Origin of the sequence: Erwinia typographi, assembly GCF_000773975.1 — a bacterium.
Lineage (GTDB): Bacteria > Pseudomonadota > Gammaproteobacteria > Enterobacterales > Enterobacteriaceae > Erwinia > Erwinia typographi.
Window position 1 is genome coordinate 1 of record NZ_JRUQ01000071.1, and the last position, 17197, is coordinate 17197.

Consider the following 17197-nt stretch of genomic DNA (forward strand, 5'->3'; position numbering starts at 1 on the left):
ACGCCAGAAGCGTTCTGGTGGCGTCTGAGAGACGTAAATCAAAATTCAGCTTGTTAGCGGATAAAGAATTAGCGGGAACGAAAGATTTTGTGCTGAGGCAAGGCGTCAAGTGCAGTGAAGGAAGGAGCATACTTCAGTATGTGACTGAGTTTACAAGCGCAGGCAACGCAGCATCAGTACGAAAGATTCGTTTCATGCACAGGAATTTGCCTGGCGGCTTTAGCGCGGTGGTCCCACCTGACCCCATGCCGAACTCAGAAGTGAAACGCCGTAGCGCCGATGGTAGTGTGGGGTCTCCCCATGCGAGAGTAGGGAACTGCCAGGCATCAAACAAGTAAAAAGGCCACCCGGAAGGGTGGCCTTTTTGCGTTCAGGTCATTCCGAATCCCCGGAAAGCAGTAACGGGTTATCCGGGGCAGTTCGCTACTCTCAGAGAGCAGGACAGACAAACCGGGAGGTGCAGTCTGAACGTTGCAGAGCAACGGCCCGGAGGGTGAACGTGAGTTCATCAACTGCCAGGCATCAAACAAGTAAAAAGGCCACCCGGAAGGGTGGCCTTTTTGCGTTTAAAGCCTCCTGAATCCACAGGAGGCTCAGCGCAGCAAAGCCTGACTTTGCTGAAGCAGGAAAATTGCCCGATCGCGCTGACGGTAAAACTGCGTGGTTGCCATCAGAAAGGCGTGAGGTGATGTTGTGGCCTGCTGATACCCGCGTAAAATCTGTAGGCCGGGATAGGCACCGCCATGGTAACTCCGGTCGTAGTGGAAATCATCGGTCGAGCTGTAGCGAACCCTATGCCACAAGCCGACTGCGACCTTAATCGATTGTTCCCTCTCTTCAGTCCATACTCCTTCCAGAGCCCTAATTTGCTGCTCTATAGCGACCAGCGTCTCTCTCAGGGAAGTCAAATCGAAACGGGGGTCAAGAGACAGCTTTAAGTTGTCCAGCTCTTCCTGCATCTGGATAAGGCAAGCTATGGGATCAACAGGCAGCGCTGTCTCAGTCAGCAGTTCGCTCAGCCAGTGGAGATGGATCTGGCAATCTCGCCATAGCAAAGCGCTGTCCACTTTGTCCCGGGTATCGGCTTCAGTGTGCCACCACCACCCTCCGCCGCTGCCTGGTGACTGACTGGTTCGGGTTTCGGGTTCTTCCCTGAAAGCAAAATGTAGCGGGATGCCGCAGTTCCAGAATGACTGATCGCCGCCTTTACCTAACGGCGCGATCCGCCGGGCATCCTTTCCCGTTATCTTGCGAATTGCCCGGTTCAGAAAGAGAAGATTTTCTGCCCCGCTGGCATTGACCACGACTTCGCTCGCGCCCAGGCAGCCGGGAGAATCGACATTAATATGCGCCACACATTGCTGCTGTAAGATCCTCCTGTAGCGATCGGCGAACCAGGTCGACCCGCCATAGCGAGCGTTCGAGTGTCCGGGCCACCAGGCGATACGCAACCCACGTTTCAACTGGGGTTGCAGGCGATGGAAATGGGCGGCAGCCGCCAGGCATAAAGCGTTGCCCGTTGCGTTATCGGTCATTCCCTCGTGCCAGGAGTCATAGTGGCAGGAGAGCAGAACAAATTCGTCGATCTCGCCGGGAATATCAACAACTGGCAGGCTACAGTCGGCTACATGCTCGTTTAGCTCGGTACGCAATACGGCCATAATGGGGTCGCTATGCTGGCGAAGGATTTCCAGTAATAGCTGGCCCTGTTGGTGGTTAACCGAGATTACCGGGATAGTGGGATAAAGCGGCTGGTCGTCAGGGACTGGCGTCCCCCAAATCGGGCCTACGGTTTCCTCATGTAGCGCTTGTTCAGCGGAGCCCCAGATATGAACCAGCCCCAGCGCGCCAGCGCGATTGAGCCGCTGGACATAGTCCTCGAACCCCTGATCGGCGATGACGATTTTTCCCCGAACCGAAGTTTCCCACGCGGAAACCTCAAGGTCGGGGATAGCTTGCAGGCAACGAACGTCATAAAACAATGGGCCTTCTACGCCCTCAGGGCGAGATGCGGAAAAGGATCGCGTTTTTGCCTGGCCCTGCCATGCGGGCACATCAGGCAAAACCAGCGATCCCATCAGAGGATCGCTCAGCCAAAGCGGGCAGCGGTGGCGCACTGGCGAAAGGCCCATGACGTGGAGTTGCTCAATGAGAATATCGACCGCGCGCTCCGCTTCTTCGCTACCAGACAGACGATGAAGGGGTTCAAAGCTATCCAGCAGATTCTCCATCAGCGGTACAAGGACGTCATCCTGCGCCTCATTTTGCCGCATTCGCCGTCTCCGTGCGGGTAACTTTCATCTCAATGTCGCCGAAGTAGTGCTGTTTAATCTTCTGCCAGGTGCCGTCAGCCATGATTTTCGCCAGCCCTTCATTCAGCATCTTTTGCGTCTTTTCATCGCCTTTGCGCACGCCATAGGCAGAGCCAATACTGAAGATTACATCATCGCGAACTTCCGGACCGGTCAGGGCAAACTCTTTCCCTTCTGGCTTCTGCAGGAAACCAAAGGTGACGGCAACTGCCGGGCTCAGCGCGCCGTCAAGACGCCCGGCGGCCAGGTCCTGATAAATGACGTCCTGATCGGGATAGGTTTTGATCTCCACCCCCTTAGGGGCCCAATACTTATTCGCGTACATTTCCTGAATCGAACCTTGCTGCACGGCGATATTTTTGCCCTGAAGCGATTCTGCGGTGGGCTGTAAGTGAGTGTCTTTACGGGCCACCAGCTGTGAGGGAACGTGATAAATAAAGTGGCTGAAATCGATCGATTTCTTACGCTTCTCGGTGGCGCCCAGCGGAGAAATAAAATCTACTTTTTTGGCCATCAGCGAGGGGATCTCGGCGTCAAAGCTGCTGACGACATACTCGCATTTAACCGCAACGGCTTTGCAGACGGCATTGGTTATGTCGATTTCAAAGCCGGTGGGTTTGCCGTTGACATCGCGATACTGGAAAGGAGGATAGGTCAGGTCGGCGGCAACGCGCAGCGTCTCACCTGAAGCCAGCGCTGATGAGCAGCAGAGGGCTAGCGCCGTCAGCGTCAGAACGGGGGTCATTTTGATCATTGTTTCTCTCCTGCCAGGACCGTTTGTGAGTGCCATTGAATAAATTCGTTTTTCACCGCAGCCAACTGAGCGTCGTCATGGCATAAATCATAAGCGGTCATTGCCAGCGCCTTTGCGGCCGTCAGCATGGCGCTCAGGCCCTCTTCAGACCCCGCCGCCGCAGCGAACTCGGGCGTATGGGGAGTCACGTCGCCGATACGCAGATAAGGATGAATGGCCGCCGTAACCTGGCTGACGTTGCCGATATCTGAGGAGCCAACGCCGCCGCTGGTTGGCGGGTCGTAGCTGTCCACGCCAAGCTGCGTAAGGTTGTCGGTAAAACAGGCGGCCAGCGCCAGATTGTTGTTGCGCTCGGCGTAAATCAAACCTTCGTCAATCTCCACTCTTGCGCCGGTCATTTCGGCTGCGCCTTGCACGACGGCATAAACTTTCCGGCGGACTTCACTTAGTCCGGCTACCGTAGCGGCGCGCAGGATAAATTTGGCTTCAGCATAGGCAGGAACAATGTTCGCGGCGCTGCCACCGTGGGTTATGACGCCATGCACGCGTACGTCATCGGTAAAGAACTGACGAAGCGCGTTGATGCCGTTGAAGGTATGAAGCACCGCATCCAGCGCGCTGATTCCCTGCTGTGGGGCAGAGGCCGCATGTGCCGCTTTGCCATAGAATTTAAACGTGGAGTCATGGCAGGCGAGGGCGCCCCGCAGCACCATATTCTTCTCTCGCGGGTGAAACATCATCACCGCGTCGACACCTTCAAATACACCTTTCTCCACCATGATGATTTTACCGCCGCCATCCTCTTCGGCCGGCGTACCAATCACCTCTATACAGCCAGTAAACTCAACGTCTGCCGCTTTCAACGCCAGCGCTGCCGCAACTGAAGCGGTGCCGATCAGGTTATGACCACAGGCATGTCCCAGCTCCGGCAGCGCATCATATTCCGCCAGCAATGCGATGGTTGGACCGCCCTGTCCTCGTCTCCAGCTGGCGCGAAACGCTGTTTCCAGGCCGCCAGTGCCGGTTTCTATGGCGAAACCTGCCGCCCGCAGCGGCTCGATCAGTTCCGCCGCCGAGCGGTGCTCTTCGAAGCTCAGTTCAGGATGCTGGTGCAGGCTCAACGCCAGATCGCGCATCGCCGGACCGATCCGATCTGTCGCATAAATAATTTTATCTTTCTGCGCGCTGATGGTGCGTTCAGACATAATGGCCCCCCAAAAAGGTGCAGTTAATTTCCGTAAAACCAGTGTCTTAAACAGGTATAGGCTTTTTTATACGCAATTCCCAATTGAGCTTTTTTATGGCTTGCAAAGGTCAGCCAAAAAATATTTTATGGATAAGGCTGACAAGGTAAAACGAGGGTGAGATGAACGAGAAAGACTGGCTGATTATTCGTACCGTCTGGCAGTACAAAAATATCACTCGCGCTGCAGAGGAGCTGTTCACCTCCCAGCCTGCATTGAGCTACCGACTACGGCAGATTGAGCGCAAGCTGGCGATCCAACTGTTTGAAGAAGGGGGGCGTGGTCTGAACTTTACCGCCCAGGGCCGCTATCTGGCGCAGCATGCAGAAACGGTTCTCGATGAACTTCAGCTGTTGCGCACCACCCTGCAAAGCCTGAACGGTCCACAGCAAGGCGAATTGCGGATCGGGGTTTCCAGCAACTTTGCTGCCTACCGTCTGCCGGACCTGCTGGCCGAATTCTGCCAGCGGCATGGGGGAATTAATGTCAGCTTAGTTAGCGGGTTAAGCGAGGAAATGTACCTTAAGCTTCAGCGCGGTGATGTCCATCTTGCGCTGGTGAAAGACGACTATGGTTGGAAAGAGGGAAAGCGGCTGATTGATGAGGATGATTATTATCTGATTAGCAGTCAGCCGATCGATCTGGCGCTGCTGCCACACTTGCCGCAGATTAAAATCAGCCACGGCGGGCATATTACTAAACTTATTGAGCGCTGGTGGAATGCTAACTATTCGCTGGCTCCCCGCGTGGCGATGAGCGTGGATAAGCTGGAAGTCTGCCTCGCGATGGTGGAGCGCGGCCTGGGCTATGCCATTGTCTCCAGCTATCAGCCGCTGGCTCCGTCGCTCTTTCGCACACCAATCGCGGTAGGAGGGGAAGCGGTAAAAAGCCGGACCTGGCTTCTGTATCGCCATGCCAGCACGGACGCCGCCGTGACGCTCCCATTTATCGAGATGTTCAGCGACCAGAGATGAAACATTTTCAACTACCTGATGAAACCTCGACATTTGCCGGTCATCACGTTATCTTTGGCTGTCTGGATGTCTAAACGTTTAAATGGTTAATTGAGGAAGCAAGGTTATGCCAATCAGGGTGCCCGATGAATTACCAGCCGTGAGTTTTCTGCGCAACGAGAATGTCTTTGTGATGACCTCCTCGCGTGCCAGTACTCAGGAAATCCGTCCGTTGAAGGTGCTGGTGCTGAATCTGATGCCAAAAAAGATTGAGACAGAGAACCAATTTCTGCGCCTGCTTTCCAACTCGCCGCTGCAAATTGATATTCAGCTTCTGCGCATCGACAGCCGCGAAACCCGCAACACGCCGATGGAGCATTTGAATAACTTTTACTGTAATTTCGAAGATATTCAGCATGATAACTACGATGGGCTGATCGTTACCGGTGCACCTTTAGGGCTGGTAGATTTTAATGACGTTGCCTGGTGGCCGCAGATCCAGCGGGTGCTGCACTGGGCAAAAGAGCACGTCACCTCAACGCTGTTTGTCTGTTGGGCCGTGCAGGCTGCGCTAAATATTCTGTATGGCATTCCCAAGCAGACGCGTGAAACCAAGCTTTCTGGCGTGTACGATCACCAGATCCTGCATCCTCATGCACTGTTAACCCGGGGATTTGACGATACCTTCCTGGCACCGCACTCGCGCTACGCGGATTTCCCTACTCAGCTTCTGCGTGATTACACCGATCTGGAAATTTTTGCTGAATCGGATCAAACCGGAGCCTATCTGTTTGCCAGCAAGGATAAGCGACTGGCCTTTGTGACCGGGCATCCAGAGTATGATGCTCTGACCCTTTCCGGTGAATATCATCGCGACTATCAGGCCGGGCTGAATCCGGCTATTCCGTTTAATTATTTTCCGCAGAATAACCCGGAACTGCCGCCGCGCGCCAGCTGGCGTAGCCATGGTAACCTGCTGTTTTCTAACTGGTTGAACTATTACGTTTATCAGATCACGCCGTTCGATTTGCGCCATATGAATCCCAGCCTGGACTAAGCTGTCCGGGATAAAAAAAGGGCCGTTCTCTGCAAGAGAATGGCCCTTTTTTATGGTCACAATCCTTATCTCATTGAAGCAAAATCTCATTGATCTTCCTGTATTTACAGAGACTTTTCTGTTTCTCAAATCCAATAATGAAACTCACTTCCCTTCATGTTTTACCTTTAATCATTTTATTATCAATATGTTAAAGTGAAATTAATAATAAAATGGAAATTGTTTTTGATTTTATTATTTGAATGTTTATATTTTGATCCTGCGGGTTAAAAAGCACCCAATGTCACAAAGGTCCTCCTGAGGACGCAACCAGGCTGGGAGTGAAAGCAATGACACAACAGGTAATCAGCACGGAATTGGCGTTCCAAAGCCCTCTGGGTCCGGAAGAAAGACAGATCCTGACCGATGCGGCGACAGAATTCCTCGGCGAACTGGTGGCGCGCTTTACGCCACGGCGCAATGAACTGCTGGAGGTAAGACAGCAGCAACAGCAGCGATTTGATGCCGGCGAGCTTCCGGGTTTTATTTCGGAAACCAATTCCATTAAAAATAGCGACTGGAAAATTCGCGGTATCCCCGCGGACTTGCAGAATCGCCGGGTTGAAATTACCGGGCCGGTTGAGCGCAAGATGGTGATCAACGCGCTGAACGCCAACGTCAACGTCTTCATGGCAGATTTCGAGGACTCACTGGCTCCGAGCTGGAACAAAGTGATCGAAGGTCAGATCAACCTGCGCGATGCGGTTAACGGCACCATCAGCTACAGCAATGAGGCGGGAAAAATTTATCAGCTGAAGCCCGATCCTGCGGTGCTGGTTTGTCGGGTTCGCGGGCTGCATTTGCCGGAAAAGCATGTCACCTGGCGCGGCGCGGCCATTCCCGGCAGCCTGTTTGATTTTGCGCTTTATTTCTTCCACAACGTGGACGCCCTGCTGGCCAAAGGCAGCGGCCCCTATTTTTACCTGCCGAAAACCCAGAGCTGGCAGGAGGCGGCCTGGTGGAGCGAGGTGTTCAGCTATGCCGAGGATCGTTTCGATCTGCCTCGCGGCACGATCAAAGCGACGCTGCTGATCGAAACGCTGCCAGCTGTATTCCAGATGGATGAGATCCTTTTTAGCCTGCGCGATCACATTGTCGGGCTGAACTGCGGCCGTTGGGACTACATCTTCAGCTATATCAAAACCCTGAAGGATCACCCCGATCGTGTGCTGCCCGATCGCCAGTCGGTGACCATGGAAAAAGGCTTCCTTGACGCCTATTCGCGGCTGCTGATCGGGACCTGTCACCGCCGTGGGGCCTTCGCGATGGGCGGCATGGCCGCGTTCATTCCCAGCAAAGATCAGGAGCGCAACCAGTGGGTGCTCAACCGCGTCAAGGCGGACAAAGAGCGGGAGGCGACAAACGGGCACGATGGCACCTGGATTGCGCATCCAGGCCTCGCCGACACGGTCATGGCCGTGTTTAATCAGGCGCTGGGCGATAAGCCTAATCAGCTGGACGTGCTGCGCGAGGAAGACTTGCCCATCACCGCAGAACAGCTACTGGAGCCCTGTGCGGGTGAGCGCACCGAAGCCGGGATGCGTGCCAACATCCGCGTGGCGGTGCAGTACATCGAAGCGTGGATTTCTGGAAACGGCTGCGTGCCGGTCTACGGGCTGATGGAGGATGCGGCGACGGCTGAGATCTCCCGTACCTCTATCTGGCAGTGGATACGCCACGGCAAAACGCTGGACACCGGCGAGCAGGTGACCGAAGCCCTGTTCCGCCGGATGCTGGCGGAGGAGATGCTGGTGATCCAGCAGGAGCTCGGCGACCAGCGCTATTCTCAGGGGCGATTCAGCGAAGCCGCTGCGCTGATGGAGCGCATCACCACCGAACCCGACCTGGTGGAGTTCCTGACTCTGCCTGGCTACAGCTTACTTCACTGACTGACAGGGGATTTTGCTATGACATCTCGTACTCAACAAATCGAACACATTCAGCAGACCTGGCGCGACGCACGCTGGAAAGGGATCGTCCGTCCTTACTCGGCAGAAGAGGTGGTTAAGCTACGTGGCTCGGTAAATCCGGCCTGTACGTTGGCGCAGCTTGGCGCGGAAAAACTCTGGCATTTGCTGAACGGCGGGGCGAAAAAAGGCTACATCAACAGCCTGGGCGCGCTGACCGGAGGCCAGGCTTTACAGCAGGCGAAGGCTGGGATTGAGGCCATATACCTCTCCGGCTGGCAGGTAGCGGCGGATGCCAATCTGGCTGGCAGCATGTATCCCGATCAGTCACTCTACCCGGCCAACTCCGTACCCTCGGTCGTTGAGCGCATCAACAACACATTCCAGCGTGCGGATCAGATTCAGTGGGCCAGCCAGATTGAACCGGGCGATCCGCGCCACGTTGATTATTACCTGCCGATTATTGCCGATGCGGAGGCGGGTTTTGGCGGCGTACTCAACGCTTTTGAGCTGATGAAGGCGATGATCCAGGCGGGAGCGGGCGGCGTGCATTTTGAAGATCAGCTGGCCTCGGTGAAGAAATGCGGGCACATGGGCGGCAAGGTGCTGGTGCCGACTCAGGAAGCGATTCAGAAGCTGGTTGCCGCCAGGCTGGCTGCCGATGTGATGGCGGTGCCGACCGTGCTGATCGCCCGTACTGATGCGGATGCGGCTGATTTGATCACCTCAGACTGCGATGAGTATGACCGCGAGTTTATTACCGGCGAACGTACGCCTGAGGGCTTTTTCCGAACTCATGCCGGCATTGAGCAGGCCATCAGTCGCGGGCTGGCCTATGCGCCATATGCCGATGTGCTGTGGTGTGAAACCTCCACGCCCGACCTGGCGCTGGCGAAGCGCTTTGCCGACTCGATCCACGCCCGCTTCCCGGGCAAGCTGCTGGCCTATAACTGCTCGCCATCCTTCAACTGGAAAAAAAATCTCGACGACGGCACTATCGCCCACTTCCAGCAGTCGCTGAGCGAGATGGGTTACCGCTTCCAGTTCATCACCCTGGCGGGGATCCACAGCATGTGGTTCAACATGTTCGATCTGGCCCAGGCGTATGCGCAGGGAGAAGGGATGCGTCACTACGTGGAAAAAGTTCAGCAGCCTGAGTTTGCTGCCCGTGACCAGGGCTACACCTTCTCGTCACACCAGCAGGAGGTGGGCACCGGCTACTTCGACAGCGTAACCAATATCATTCAGGGGGGCGTATCCTCGGTGACGGCGCTGACGGGGTCGACGGAAGAGCAGCAGTTCTGACCGGTATTCAGGGGGCGGTATGGCGCAACAGGAAACGCTGATAGCGCAGACAATCCTTCAGGGGTTTGATGCGCAGTATGGTCGCTTTCTGGAGGTGACCGCCGGGGCCCAGCAACGCTTTGAGCAGGCCGACTGGCCTGCTGTTCAGGCGGCGATGAAAGCCCGCATTCATCTGTACGATCGACATGTCGGTCTGGTGGTTGAGCAGCTGCGCTGTATCACCGGCGATCGGGTGCAAAATGGGGACTTCCTGTTAAGGGTAAAAGCCATTTATACTGCGCTGCTACCTGATTATCCCCGCTTTGAAATTGCTGAAAGTTTTTTTAATTCAGTCTATTGCCGCCTGTTCGGTCATCAGCTGCTGACGCCCGAACGGCTGTTTATCTTCAGCTCGCAGCCGGAAAGGCGCTTTCGCACCATCCCGCGTCCGCTGGCGAAAACGTTCCCCGTGGTGAGCGACTGGCAAAACGTCCTGAGCAGAGTGCTGAACGATCTGCCGCTGCGCCTTCCCTGGCAGGATATTCAGCGGGATATCGGCTTTGTGGTTGCCCATTTGCAGGAGAACTTCGACCGCCGCGAGCTGGCGGAGGGAGCGTTGGAAGTTGCCAACGAGTTGTTCTATCGCAACAAGGCCGCGTGGCTGGTGGCCAAGCTCCATCTGAGCTCCGGCGTTTACGCTTTTCTTCTGCCGATCCATCGCAGCGAGCAGGGCGAACTGTTTGTTGATACCTGCCTGACGAGAAAGCGGGAGGCCAGCATCGTTTTTGGCTTCGCCCGCGCTTATTTTATGGTTTATGCGCCGCTGCCCGCCGCGCTGGTGGAGTGGCTGCGCGAAATTCTGCCCGGAAAAACCACGGCGGAGCTATACATGGCTATCGGTTGCCAGAAGCACGGTAAAACCGAATGCTATCGTGAATATTTGCACTACATGGCCGCCACATCAGAACAGTTTGTCATTGCGCCCGGCGTGCGGGGGCTGGTGATGCTGGTTTTCACTCTGCCGGGCTACGACCGGGTGTTTAAGGTGATTAAGGATCGGTTTGCGCCGCAAAAAGAGGTCACCCCTGCGCGCGTGAAGGAGTGCTACCAACTGGTAAAGGAGCATGACCGCGTTGGGCGCATGGCCGATACCCAGGAATTTGAAAACTTTGCGCTGGATAAATCGCGTATTAGCGAGGAACTGATGCAGGTGCTACGGCAGGAGATCCCGGAAAAGCTGGAAGAGCAGGGCGATAAGCTGGTGATTGGCCACCTGTATCTTGAACGCCGGATGACGCCGCTCAACCTGTGGCTTGAACAGGCCAACGCTCAGCAGCGGCGAGAGGCGATTGAAGAGTATGGCAACGCGGTGAAACAGCTGGCAGCCGCCAATATTTTCCCCGGCGATATGCTCTTTAAGAACTTTGGCGTCACCCGACACGGGCGAGTGGTGTTTTATGATTACGATGAGATTGGCTACATGACCGAGATGAATTTTCGCGAAATCCCTGCGCCGCGTTATCCGGAAGACGAGCTAAGCCATGAGCCCTGGTACAGCGTCGCGCCGGAAGATATCTTCCCGGAAGAGTTCCGTCACTACCTTTGCGCCGATCCGGCCATCGCGGCGCTCTTCGACGAGATGCATGTTGAGCTGTTTACCGCCAGCTTCTGGCGCAGCGTGCAGCAGCGTGTTCGTGAAGGTCATATTGAGGATGTCTTCGCCTATCGTCGCCGTCAGCGTTTCTGCCAGCGCTTTCCGCAGTAAAGTTACAACCGTAATACAGACCACAATTAAACAGAAGGTGAACATCTTCTGTGCCCTCTTTGGCCTCCTTTCTCCATTGCTTTTCAGCAGGTAAAAGGCCACCTTTACATTGTGCGATGTAAGAGCGGCCTCACTATGATTAACGTCAAGTGGGGCTTTTCTCTTTCTGTCCTGGCAGCCCAGGACAAAAAGATCCTGAGCACCCGCCGCGCAGTGTAGCGCACAACGTTCTTCTCAATGGTTCTGCTTTACTAAACTTCATAGTGGATCTGATTTTCCTGCAACAGTCATGAAATCCTGATGCAAAACTCCGGGGTGCCTCAGCGTGCGCCGCCATATTCACGCGTCACTTCTTTGGCCGCTTTGATCACCAGCGCGCCCAGTTCGGTCACCCGATCGTCAGTCACCCGCGAAACTGGACCGGAAATAGAAATGGCGGCAAACGGTTCATGATGCTCATCATAAATACAGGCCGCCACGCAGCGCAGACCCAGAGCGTGCTCTTCATCATCAAAAGCGAAGCCTGCTTTACGCACCAGCGCGAGGTTCTCTTTAAGACTGTGTGGCGACATCAGGGTGCGGGGGGTGTAATGATGCAACCCCTGGCGATGCAGCAGCTCGCTTACCTGCGCATCATTCAAATTGGCAAGAAATGCCTTACCCGCGCCGGAGGCGTGCATCGGCAGCTTGCCGCCGATTGGCGCGGACATGCGCATCAGTTGGGTACACTGCACCTGATCGATAATGACGGCCTGGCGATCGCTGAGGTCCAGCACCGCCAGATTGACCGTTTCGCCAGAGTCCTCCATCAGCTTGCGCAGCACAGGATGCACCAGCGCCAGCAGATTGCGGCTTTGCAAAAAGCTGCTGCCGACGACAAAAGCGTGGGCGCCGATGGTCCACAGCCCCAAATCGCCAACCTGGCGAACAAAACCCTGCTGCTGCATCGTGGTCAGCAGGCGGTGGGTGGTGGAGTTAGGCAGGCCAGCCTGCTGCGCCAGCTCGGTCAGCGCCACGCTACCGTGCGAGTCGGCGATAAATTCCAGCAGCTTCAGCCCACGGGTGAGTGACTGAACCTGTCCGGCAGGTTGGACGGATTGAGCGGCAGCCGCGCGAGGTTTCTTGCCGCGTTTTGCCACAGCGGGAAGCGCCATTTCTGACTCCTTAATTTTCACCATGTGGAAATCATTTTCGTTTTATTGATTAATAATGCAACGTTAGCCTCACTGGTCGGAGGTGTACGGCGCTGTGGGTGAAAATGTCTCAAGCCAGGTGACTTTTACCCACGTAAAAGTTGTGCCAGTATGGTCCGCTGGCATTTTTGCCGCTGGGTTGAAGTTGAAGGGGCTAGAGTGAGCAACAGAATTGAAGCGCTGCGGGAGCAGTTAACGAAACGCATCATGCTGCTGGATGGCGGCATGGGCACGATGATCCAGAGTTATCGGCTGGGAGAGCATGATTTTCGCGGCGAACGTTTTGCCGACTGGCAAAGCGATCTGAAGGGCAATAACGACCTGCTGGTGCTGACCCGCCCGCAGGTGATTAACGAAATCCATCATGCCTATCTTGCCGCAGGCGCCGATATCCTCGAAACCAACACCTTCAACTCCACCCCTATCGCGATGGCTGATTACCATATGGAATCGCTGTCGGCAGAGATTAACTACGAGGCCGCCAGGCTGGCGCGTGCCGCCGCAGATGAATGGACGATCCGGACGCCAGAGCGGCCGCGCTACGTGGCGGGCGTACTTGGCCCCACCAACCGGACCTGCTCCATTTCGCCAGACGTTAACGATCCGGCCTTCCGTAACATCACCTTTAACCAATTGGTGGAAGCCTACCGTGAATCCACGCGCGCGCTGGTGGCAGGTGGGGCCGATATCATCATGATCGAAACCGTTTTCGACACCCTCAACGCAAAAGCCGCCGTTTTCGCCGTACAAAGCGAGTTCGAAGCGCTGGGCGTTGAGCTGCCGCTGATGATTTCCGGCACCATCACCGATGCCTCCGGCCGTACGCTTTCCGGACAGACGACGGAAGCTTTTTACAACTCGCTGCGCCACGCTCAGCCGCTTTCATTCGGCCTTAACTGCGCGCTGGGCCCGGATGAGCTGCGTCAGTATGTCGCCGAGCTTTCCCGCATCGCGGAAGGTTATGTCACCGCGCACCCCAACGCCGGGTTACCTAATGCCTTTGGTGAATACGATTTAGACGCCGCGATCATGGCGGAACAGATTGGCGAATGGGCGCGATCCGGCTTCCTCAATATTGTCGGCGGCTGCTGCGGCACCACGCCGGAGCACATTGCTGCCATGGCTAAAGCGATTGAAGGCGTTGCGCCTCGTCCTCTGCCCGTGCTGCCCGTAGCCTGCCGCCTTTCGGGCCTGGAGCCGCTGACCATCAGCGCCGACTCGCTGTTTGTTAACGTCGGTGAACGGACCAACGTTACCGGATCGGCCAAATTTAAGCGGCTGATCAAAGAAGAGAAATATAACGAAGCGCTGGACGTGGCGCTTCAGCAGGTGCAGAGCGGCGCGCAGATCATTGATATCAACATGGATGAGGGAATGCTGGATGCGGAGGCGGCAATGGTGCGCTTCCTCAACCTGATTGCCGGTGAGCCGGATATCGCGCGCGTGCCGATCATGATCGACTCCTCAAAATGGGAGGTGATTGAAAAAGGCCTGCAGTGCATTCAGGGCAAGGGCATCGTTAACTCGATCTCAATGAAAGAGGGCGTTGAAGCCTTTATTCATCACGCGAAGCTGGTGCGCCGTTACGGTGCCGCGATGGTGGTGATGGCCTTTGATGAAGTGGGCCAGGCCGATACCCGCGAGCGCAAAATTGAAATCTGCCGTCGCGCCTACAAAATTCTCACCGAAGAGGTGGGTTTCCCGCCGGAAGACATCATATTCGACCCCAATATTTTTGCCGTCGCCACCGGGATTGAAGAGCACAACAACTACGCGATGGACTTTATCGGCGCCTGCGAAGACATCAAGCGCGATCTGCCGCACGCGATGATCTCGGGCGGTGTTTCCAACGTCTCCTTCTCATTTCGTGGCAACGAGCCGGTACGCGAGGCTATCCACGCGGTATTCCTGTATTACGCCATTCGCAACGGGATGGATATGGGGATTGTGAACGCTGGCCAGCTGGCGATTTACGACGACCTGGAGGAGGATCTGCGTCAGGCTGTAGAGGATGTGGTGCTTAACCGTCGTGATGACGGGACGGAACGTCTGCTGGATCTGGCTGAAAAATACCGTGGCGCAAAATCCGACGAGGGCAGCATCAAACCCCAGGCCGAATGGCGCAGTTGGGATGTGGAAAAACGGCTGGAATACTCGCTGGTTAAGGGAATTACCGAATTTATTGAAGAGGACACGGAAGCCGCGCGGCAGAATGTCAGCCGCCCGATTGAGGTGATTGAAGGCCCGCTGATGGCGGGCATGAACGTAGTCGGCGATCTGTTTGGCGAAGGCAAAATGTTTCTGCCGCAGGTGGTTAAGTCAGCTCGCGTGATGAAGCAGGCGGTGGCTTACCTCGAACCCTACATCGAGGCCAGCAAAGAGCAAGGCAGCAGCAACGGTAAGATCGTGCTGGCAACGGTGAAAGGCGACGTGCATGACATTGGTAAAAACATCGTTGGCGTGGTCTTACAGTGTAACAACTATGAAATCATTGACCTTGGCGTGATGGTTCCCAGCGACAAAATCCTCAAAACGGCCAGAGAGCACAATGCGGACATTATCGGCCTGTCGGGGCTGATCACCCCCTCTCTGGACGAGATGGTTAACGTGGCGAAAGAGATGGAGCGCCAGGGCTTTACTTTGCCGCTGCTTATTGGCGGAGCGACCACTTCTAAAGCTCATACTGCCGTCAAGATTGAACAAAACTACAGCGGTCCAACCGTTTATGTACAAAACGCTTCGCGAACCGTCGGTGTGGTTTCTGCGCTGCTCTCCGCCACGCAGTATGAGGGTTTTGTCGCCCGTATCCGGAAAGAGTACGACACGGTACGTATTCAGCACGCGCGCAAAAAACCGCGCACGCCGCCGGTCAGTCTGGAAGTAGCCAGAGACAATCGGCTGGCGTTTGACTGGGAAAACTACACGCCACCGGTAGCTCACAGGCTGGGTGTGAGCGAAGTGAGTGCTAACATCGAAATCTTGCGCAACTACATCGACTGGACGCCGTTCTTTATGACCTGGTCGCTGGCAGGCAAATATCCCCGCATCATGGAAGATGAAGTGGTTGGGGAAGAGGCGAAGCGGCTGTTTGCCGATGCTAACGCAATGTTGGATGAGCTGAGCGCCAACAAATCGTTGAATCCACGCGGCGTAGTGGGGATTTTCCCAGCCAACCGGGTAGGTGACGATATAGAAATTTACGCTGACGAGTCCCGCACTCATGTTTTGAAAGTGAGTCATCACTTACGTCAACAGACAGAGAAGACGGACTTTCCCAACTATTGCCTCGCCGATTTTGTCGCGCCAAAGTCCAGCGGCAAGGCCGATTATCTCGGCGCGTTTGCGGTGACCGGTGGCCTTGAAGAGGATGCGCTGGCGGAGGCCTGGGACGCCCGGCATGATGACTACAACAAAATTATGGTAAAGGCGCTGGCAGACCGTCTTGCCGAAGCCTTTGCTGAATACCTGCATGAGCGCGTGCGAAAAGTGATCTGGGGCTTTGCCGCAACGGAGAACTTGAGTAATGAAGAGCTGATACGTGAAAACTATCAGGGTATTCGTCCGGCTCCGGGCTATCCAGCCTGTCCGGAACACACCGAAAAAGAGACGATCTGGAAGCTGCTGGACGTGGAAACCCACACCGGCATGAAGCTGACGGAATCCTTCGCCATGTGGCCTGGCGCCGCGGTATCTGGCTGGTTCTTCAGCCATCCCGACAGCAAATACTTTGCCGTGGCCCAGCTTCAGCGTGACCAGATTGAAGATTACGCACGCCGCAAAGGGATGGCGGTCAGCGAGGTTGAACGCTGGCTGGCCCCTAATCTCGGCTACGACGCGGACTAACCTTACTTGAACCGGGGGAGCCAGTTATGCGCTGGCTTGCCCCTCTTCTCTGACCTGAACGTCGATATACAACGCATCATAGCGCCAGTACTCATAGTCGCAGTCGATAATGCGGTCGTGCCGATCGCGGTTGATTCGCGTGATAAACAGCGACGGGCTTCCGGCGGCCACTTTAAGTGCGGGCGCGGCGAATTTCGGCAGCGGCATGGGCAGCATCGTGAACCCGACGCGACCATAGCTGATGCCGTACTCCTCCTGATAGAGCGTGGTCAGCGACCGGGTCAGGTCAAAGCTTAGCAGCTCAGGGAAATACTGCGGATTGAGATAGTGCTCCACGTAGAGCACCGCACGACCATCAATGCGGCGCAGCCGCCGGATGCGATAAACCTCCGCGCCTTCCGTCATTGCGAGCCGCTGCGCCAGTCTGGCGCTGGCGCTGACCCTTTGCGCATCCAGCACTTCGGTTGCGGCAGTGCGGCCCTGCTGCTCGGCCATCGCGTGGAAGTGGCTGCGCAACAGCGGGTCATAGGCCAGGCGGGGCGGCGCGATAAACCAGCCGCGACGCAGTTCCCGATAGATAACCCCCTGTGACTCCAACTGACCAAGCGCCTCGCGCAGCGTAATGCGAGTGGTGGAAAACTGTTCGCTAAGATCGCGTTCAGAAGGCAGACGTCCACCGACCGCAAAATCACCGCTGGCGATGCGGTTGGACAGCGTCTGGCAAATGACATCTACGGTTAATGCTTTCATCACATCAAAGCCTCAATTTGGTGCGAAGCTGCACGGAATTCGATCGACAGGGACGCATAAACGCCAATCCGATGCTATCAGATATGTTGGACTAGT

Annotated in this window: 11 protein-coding genes and 1 rRNA gene; 7 read left to right on the forward strand and 5 right to left on the reverse strand. The window is 55.7% G+C overall.

Features of this window, described 5'->3' with window-relative positions:
- Window positions 1–209: 209 nt before the first annotated feature.
- Window positions 210–325, forward strand: a 5S ribosomal RNA gene (gene rrf / locus NG99_RS23045).
- Window positions 326–593: 268 nt separating this feature from the next.
- Here the strand turns inward: rrf and NG99_RS23050 are convergent.
- Genes NG99_RS23050 through NG99_RS23060 form a run of 3 tightly spaced genes read right to left on the reverse strand, consistent with a single transcriptional unit; the run spans window position 594 to window position 4271 of the window.
- Window positions 594–2273, reverse strand: a complete 1680-nt coding sequence (locus NG99_RS23050) for a M28 family peptidase (RefSeq protein WP_034898240.1) — start codon at window positions 2271–2273, stop codon at window positions 594–596.
- Entirely contained in the window at window positions 2260–3066 is an 807-nt protein-coding gene (locus NG99_RS23055) for a transporter substrate-binding domain-containing protein (RefSeq protein WP_034898243.1), read from the reverse strand. Before NG99_RS23055 ends, NG99_RS23050 begins: the two co-directional genes overlap by 14 nt.
- Complete coding sequence (locus tag NG99_RS23060; RefSeq protein ID WP_034898245.1) at window positions 3063–4271, reverse strand: M20 family metallopeptidase; 1209 nt, start codon at window positions 4269–4271, stop codon at window positions 3063–3065. Before NG99_RS23060 ends, NG99_RS23055 begins: the two co-directional genes overlap by 4 nt.
- A gap of 161 nt (window positions 4272–4432) precedes the next feature.
- Here NG99_RS23060 and NG99_RS23065 point away from each other — a divergent pair, with 161 nt between their 5' ends.
- The 5 genes from NG99_RS23065 (at window position 4433) to aceK (ending at window position 11315) form a co-directional block, all read left to right on the forward strand.
- On the forward strand, window positions 4433–5284 hold the full coding sequence (locus NG99_RS23065; RefSeq protein ID WP_034898248.1) for a LysR family transcriptional regulator: 852 nt from the start codon (window positions 4433–4435) through the stop codon (window positions 5282–5284).
- 106 nt (window positions 5285–5390) lie between these two features.
- A complete protein-coding gene (metA, locus tag NG99_RS23070; protein WP_034898250.1) occupies window positions 5391–6320 on the forward strand; it encodes a homoserine O-acetyltransferase MetA in 930 nt (309 codons plus the stop codon).
- 329 nt (window positions 6321–6649) lie between these two features.
- Window positions 6650–8248, forward strand: coding sequence for a malate synthase A (aceB, locus tag NG99_RS23075; RefSeq protein ID WP_034898252.1), 1599 nt, complete (start codon window positions 6650–6652; stop codon window positions 8246–8248).
- A gap of 18 nt (window positions 8249–8266) precedes the next feature.
- Complete coding sequence (gene aceA, locus NG99_RS23080; protein WP_034898254.1) at window positions 8267–9571, forward strand: isocitrate lyase; 1305 nt, start codon at window positions 8267–8269, stop codon at window positions 9569–9571.
- Between the two features lie 19 nt (window positions 9572–9590).
- Window positions 9591–11315: a bifunctional isocitrate dehydrogenase kinase/phosphatase gene (gene aceK / locus NG99_RS23085; protein ID WP_034898256.1), complete on the forward strand. Its 1725-nt coding sequence runs from the start codon at window positions 9591–9593 to the stop codon at window positions 11313–11315.
- Window positions 11316–11635: 320 nt separating this feature from the next.
- On the opposite strand, the gene iclR is transcribed toward aceK, so the two are convergent.
- A complete protein-coding gene (gene iclR / locus NG99_RS23090; RefSeq protein WP_034898258.1) occupies window positions 11636–12469 on the reverse strand; it encodes a glyoxylate bypass operon transcriptional repressor IclR in 834 nt (277 codons plus the stop codon).
- A gap of 150 nt (window positions 12470–12619) precedes the next feature.
- Here iclR and metH point away from each other — a divergent pair, with 150 nt between their 5' ends.
- Window positions 12620–16351, forward strand: a complete 3732-nt coding sequence (gene metH, locus NG99_RS23095) for a methionine synthase (protein WP_072017654.1) — start codon at window positions 12620–12622, stop codon at window positions 16349–16351.
- 24 nt (window positions 16352–16375) lie between these two features.
- Here metH and NG99_RS23100 read toward each other — a convergent pair whose 3' ends face one another.
- A complete protein-coding gene (locus NG99_RS23100) occupies window positions 16376–17101 on the reverse strand; it encodes a UTRA domain-containing protein (RefSeq protein ID WP_034898262.1) in 726 nt (241 codons plus the stop codon).
- Between the last annotated feature and the right edge of the window lie 96 nt (window positions 17102–17197).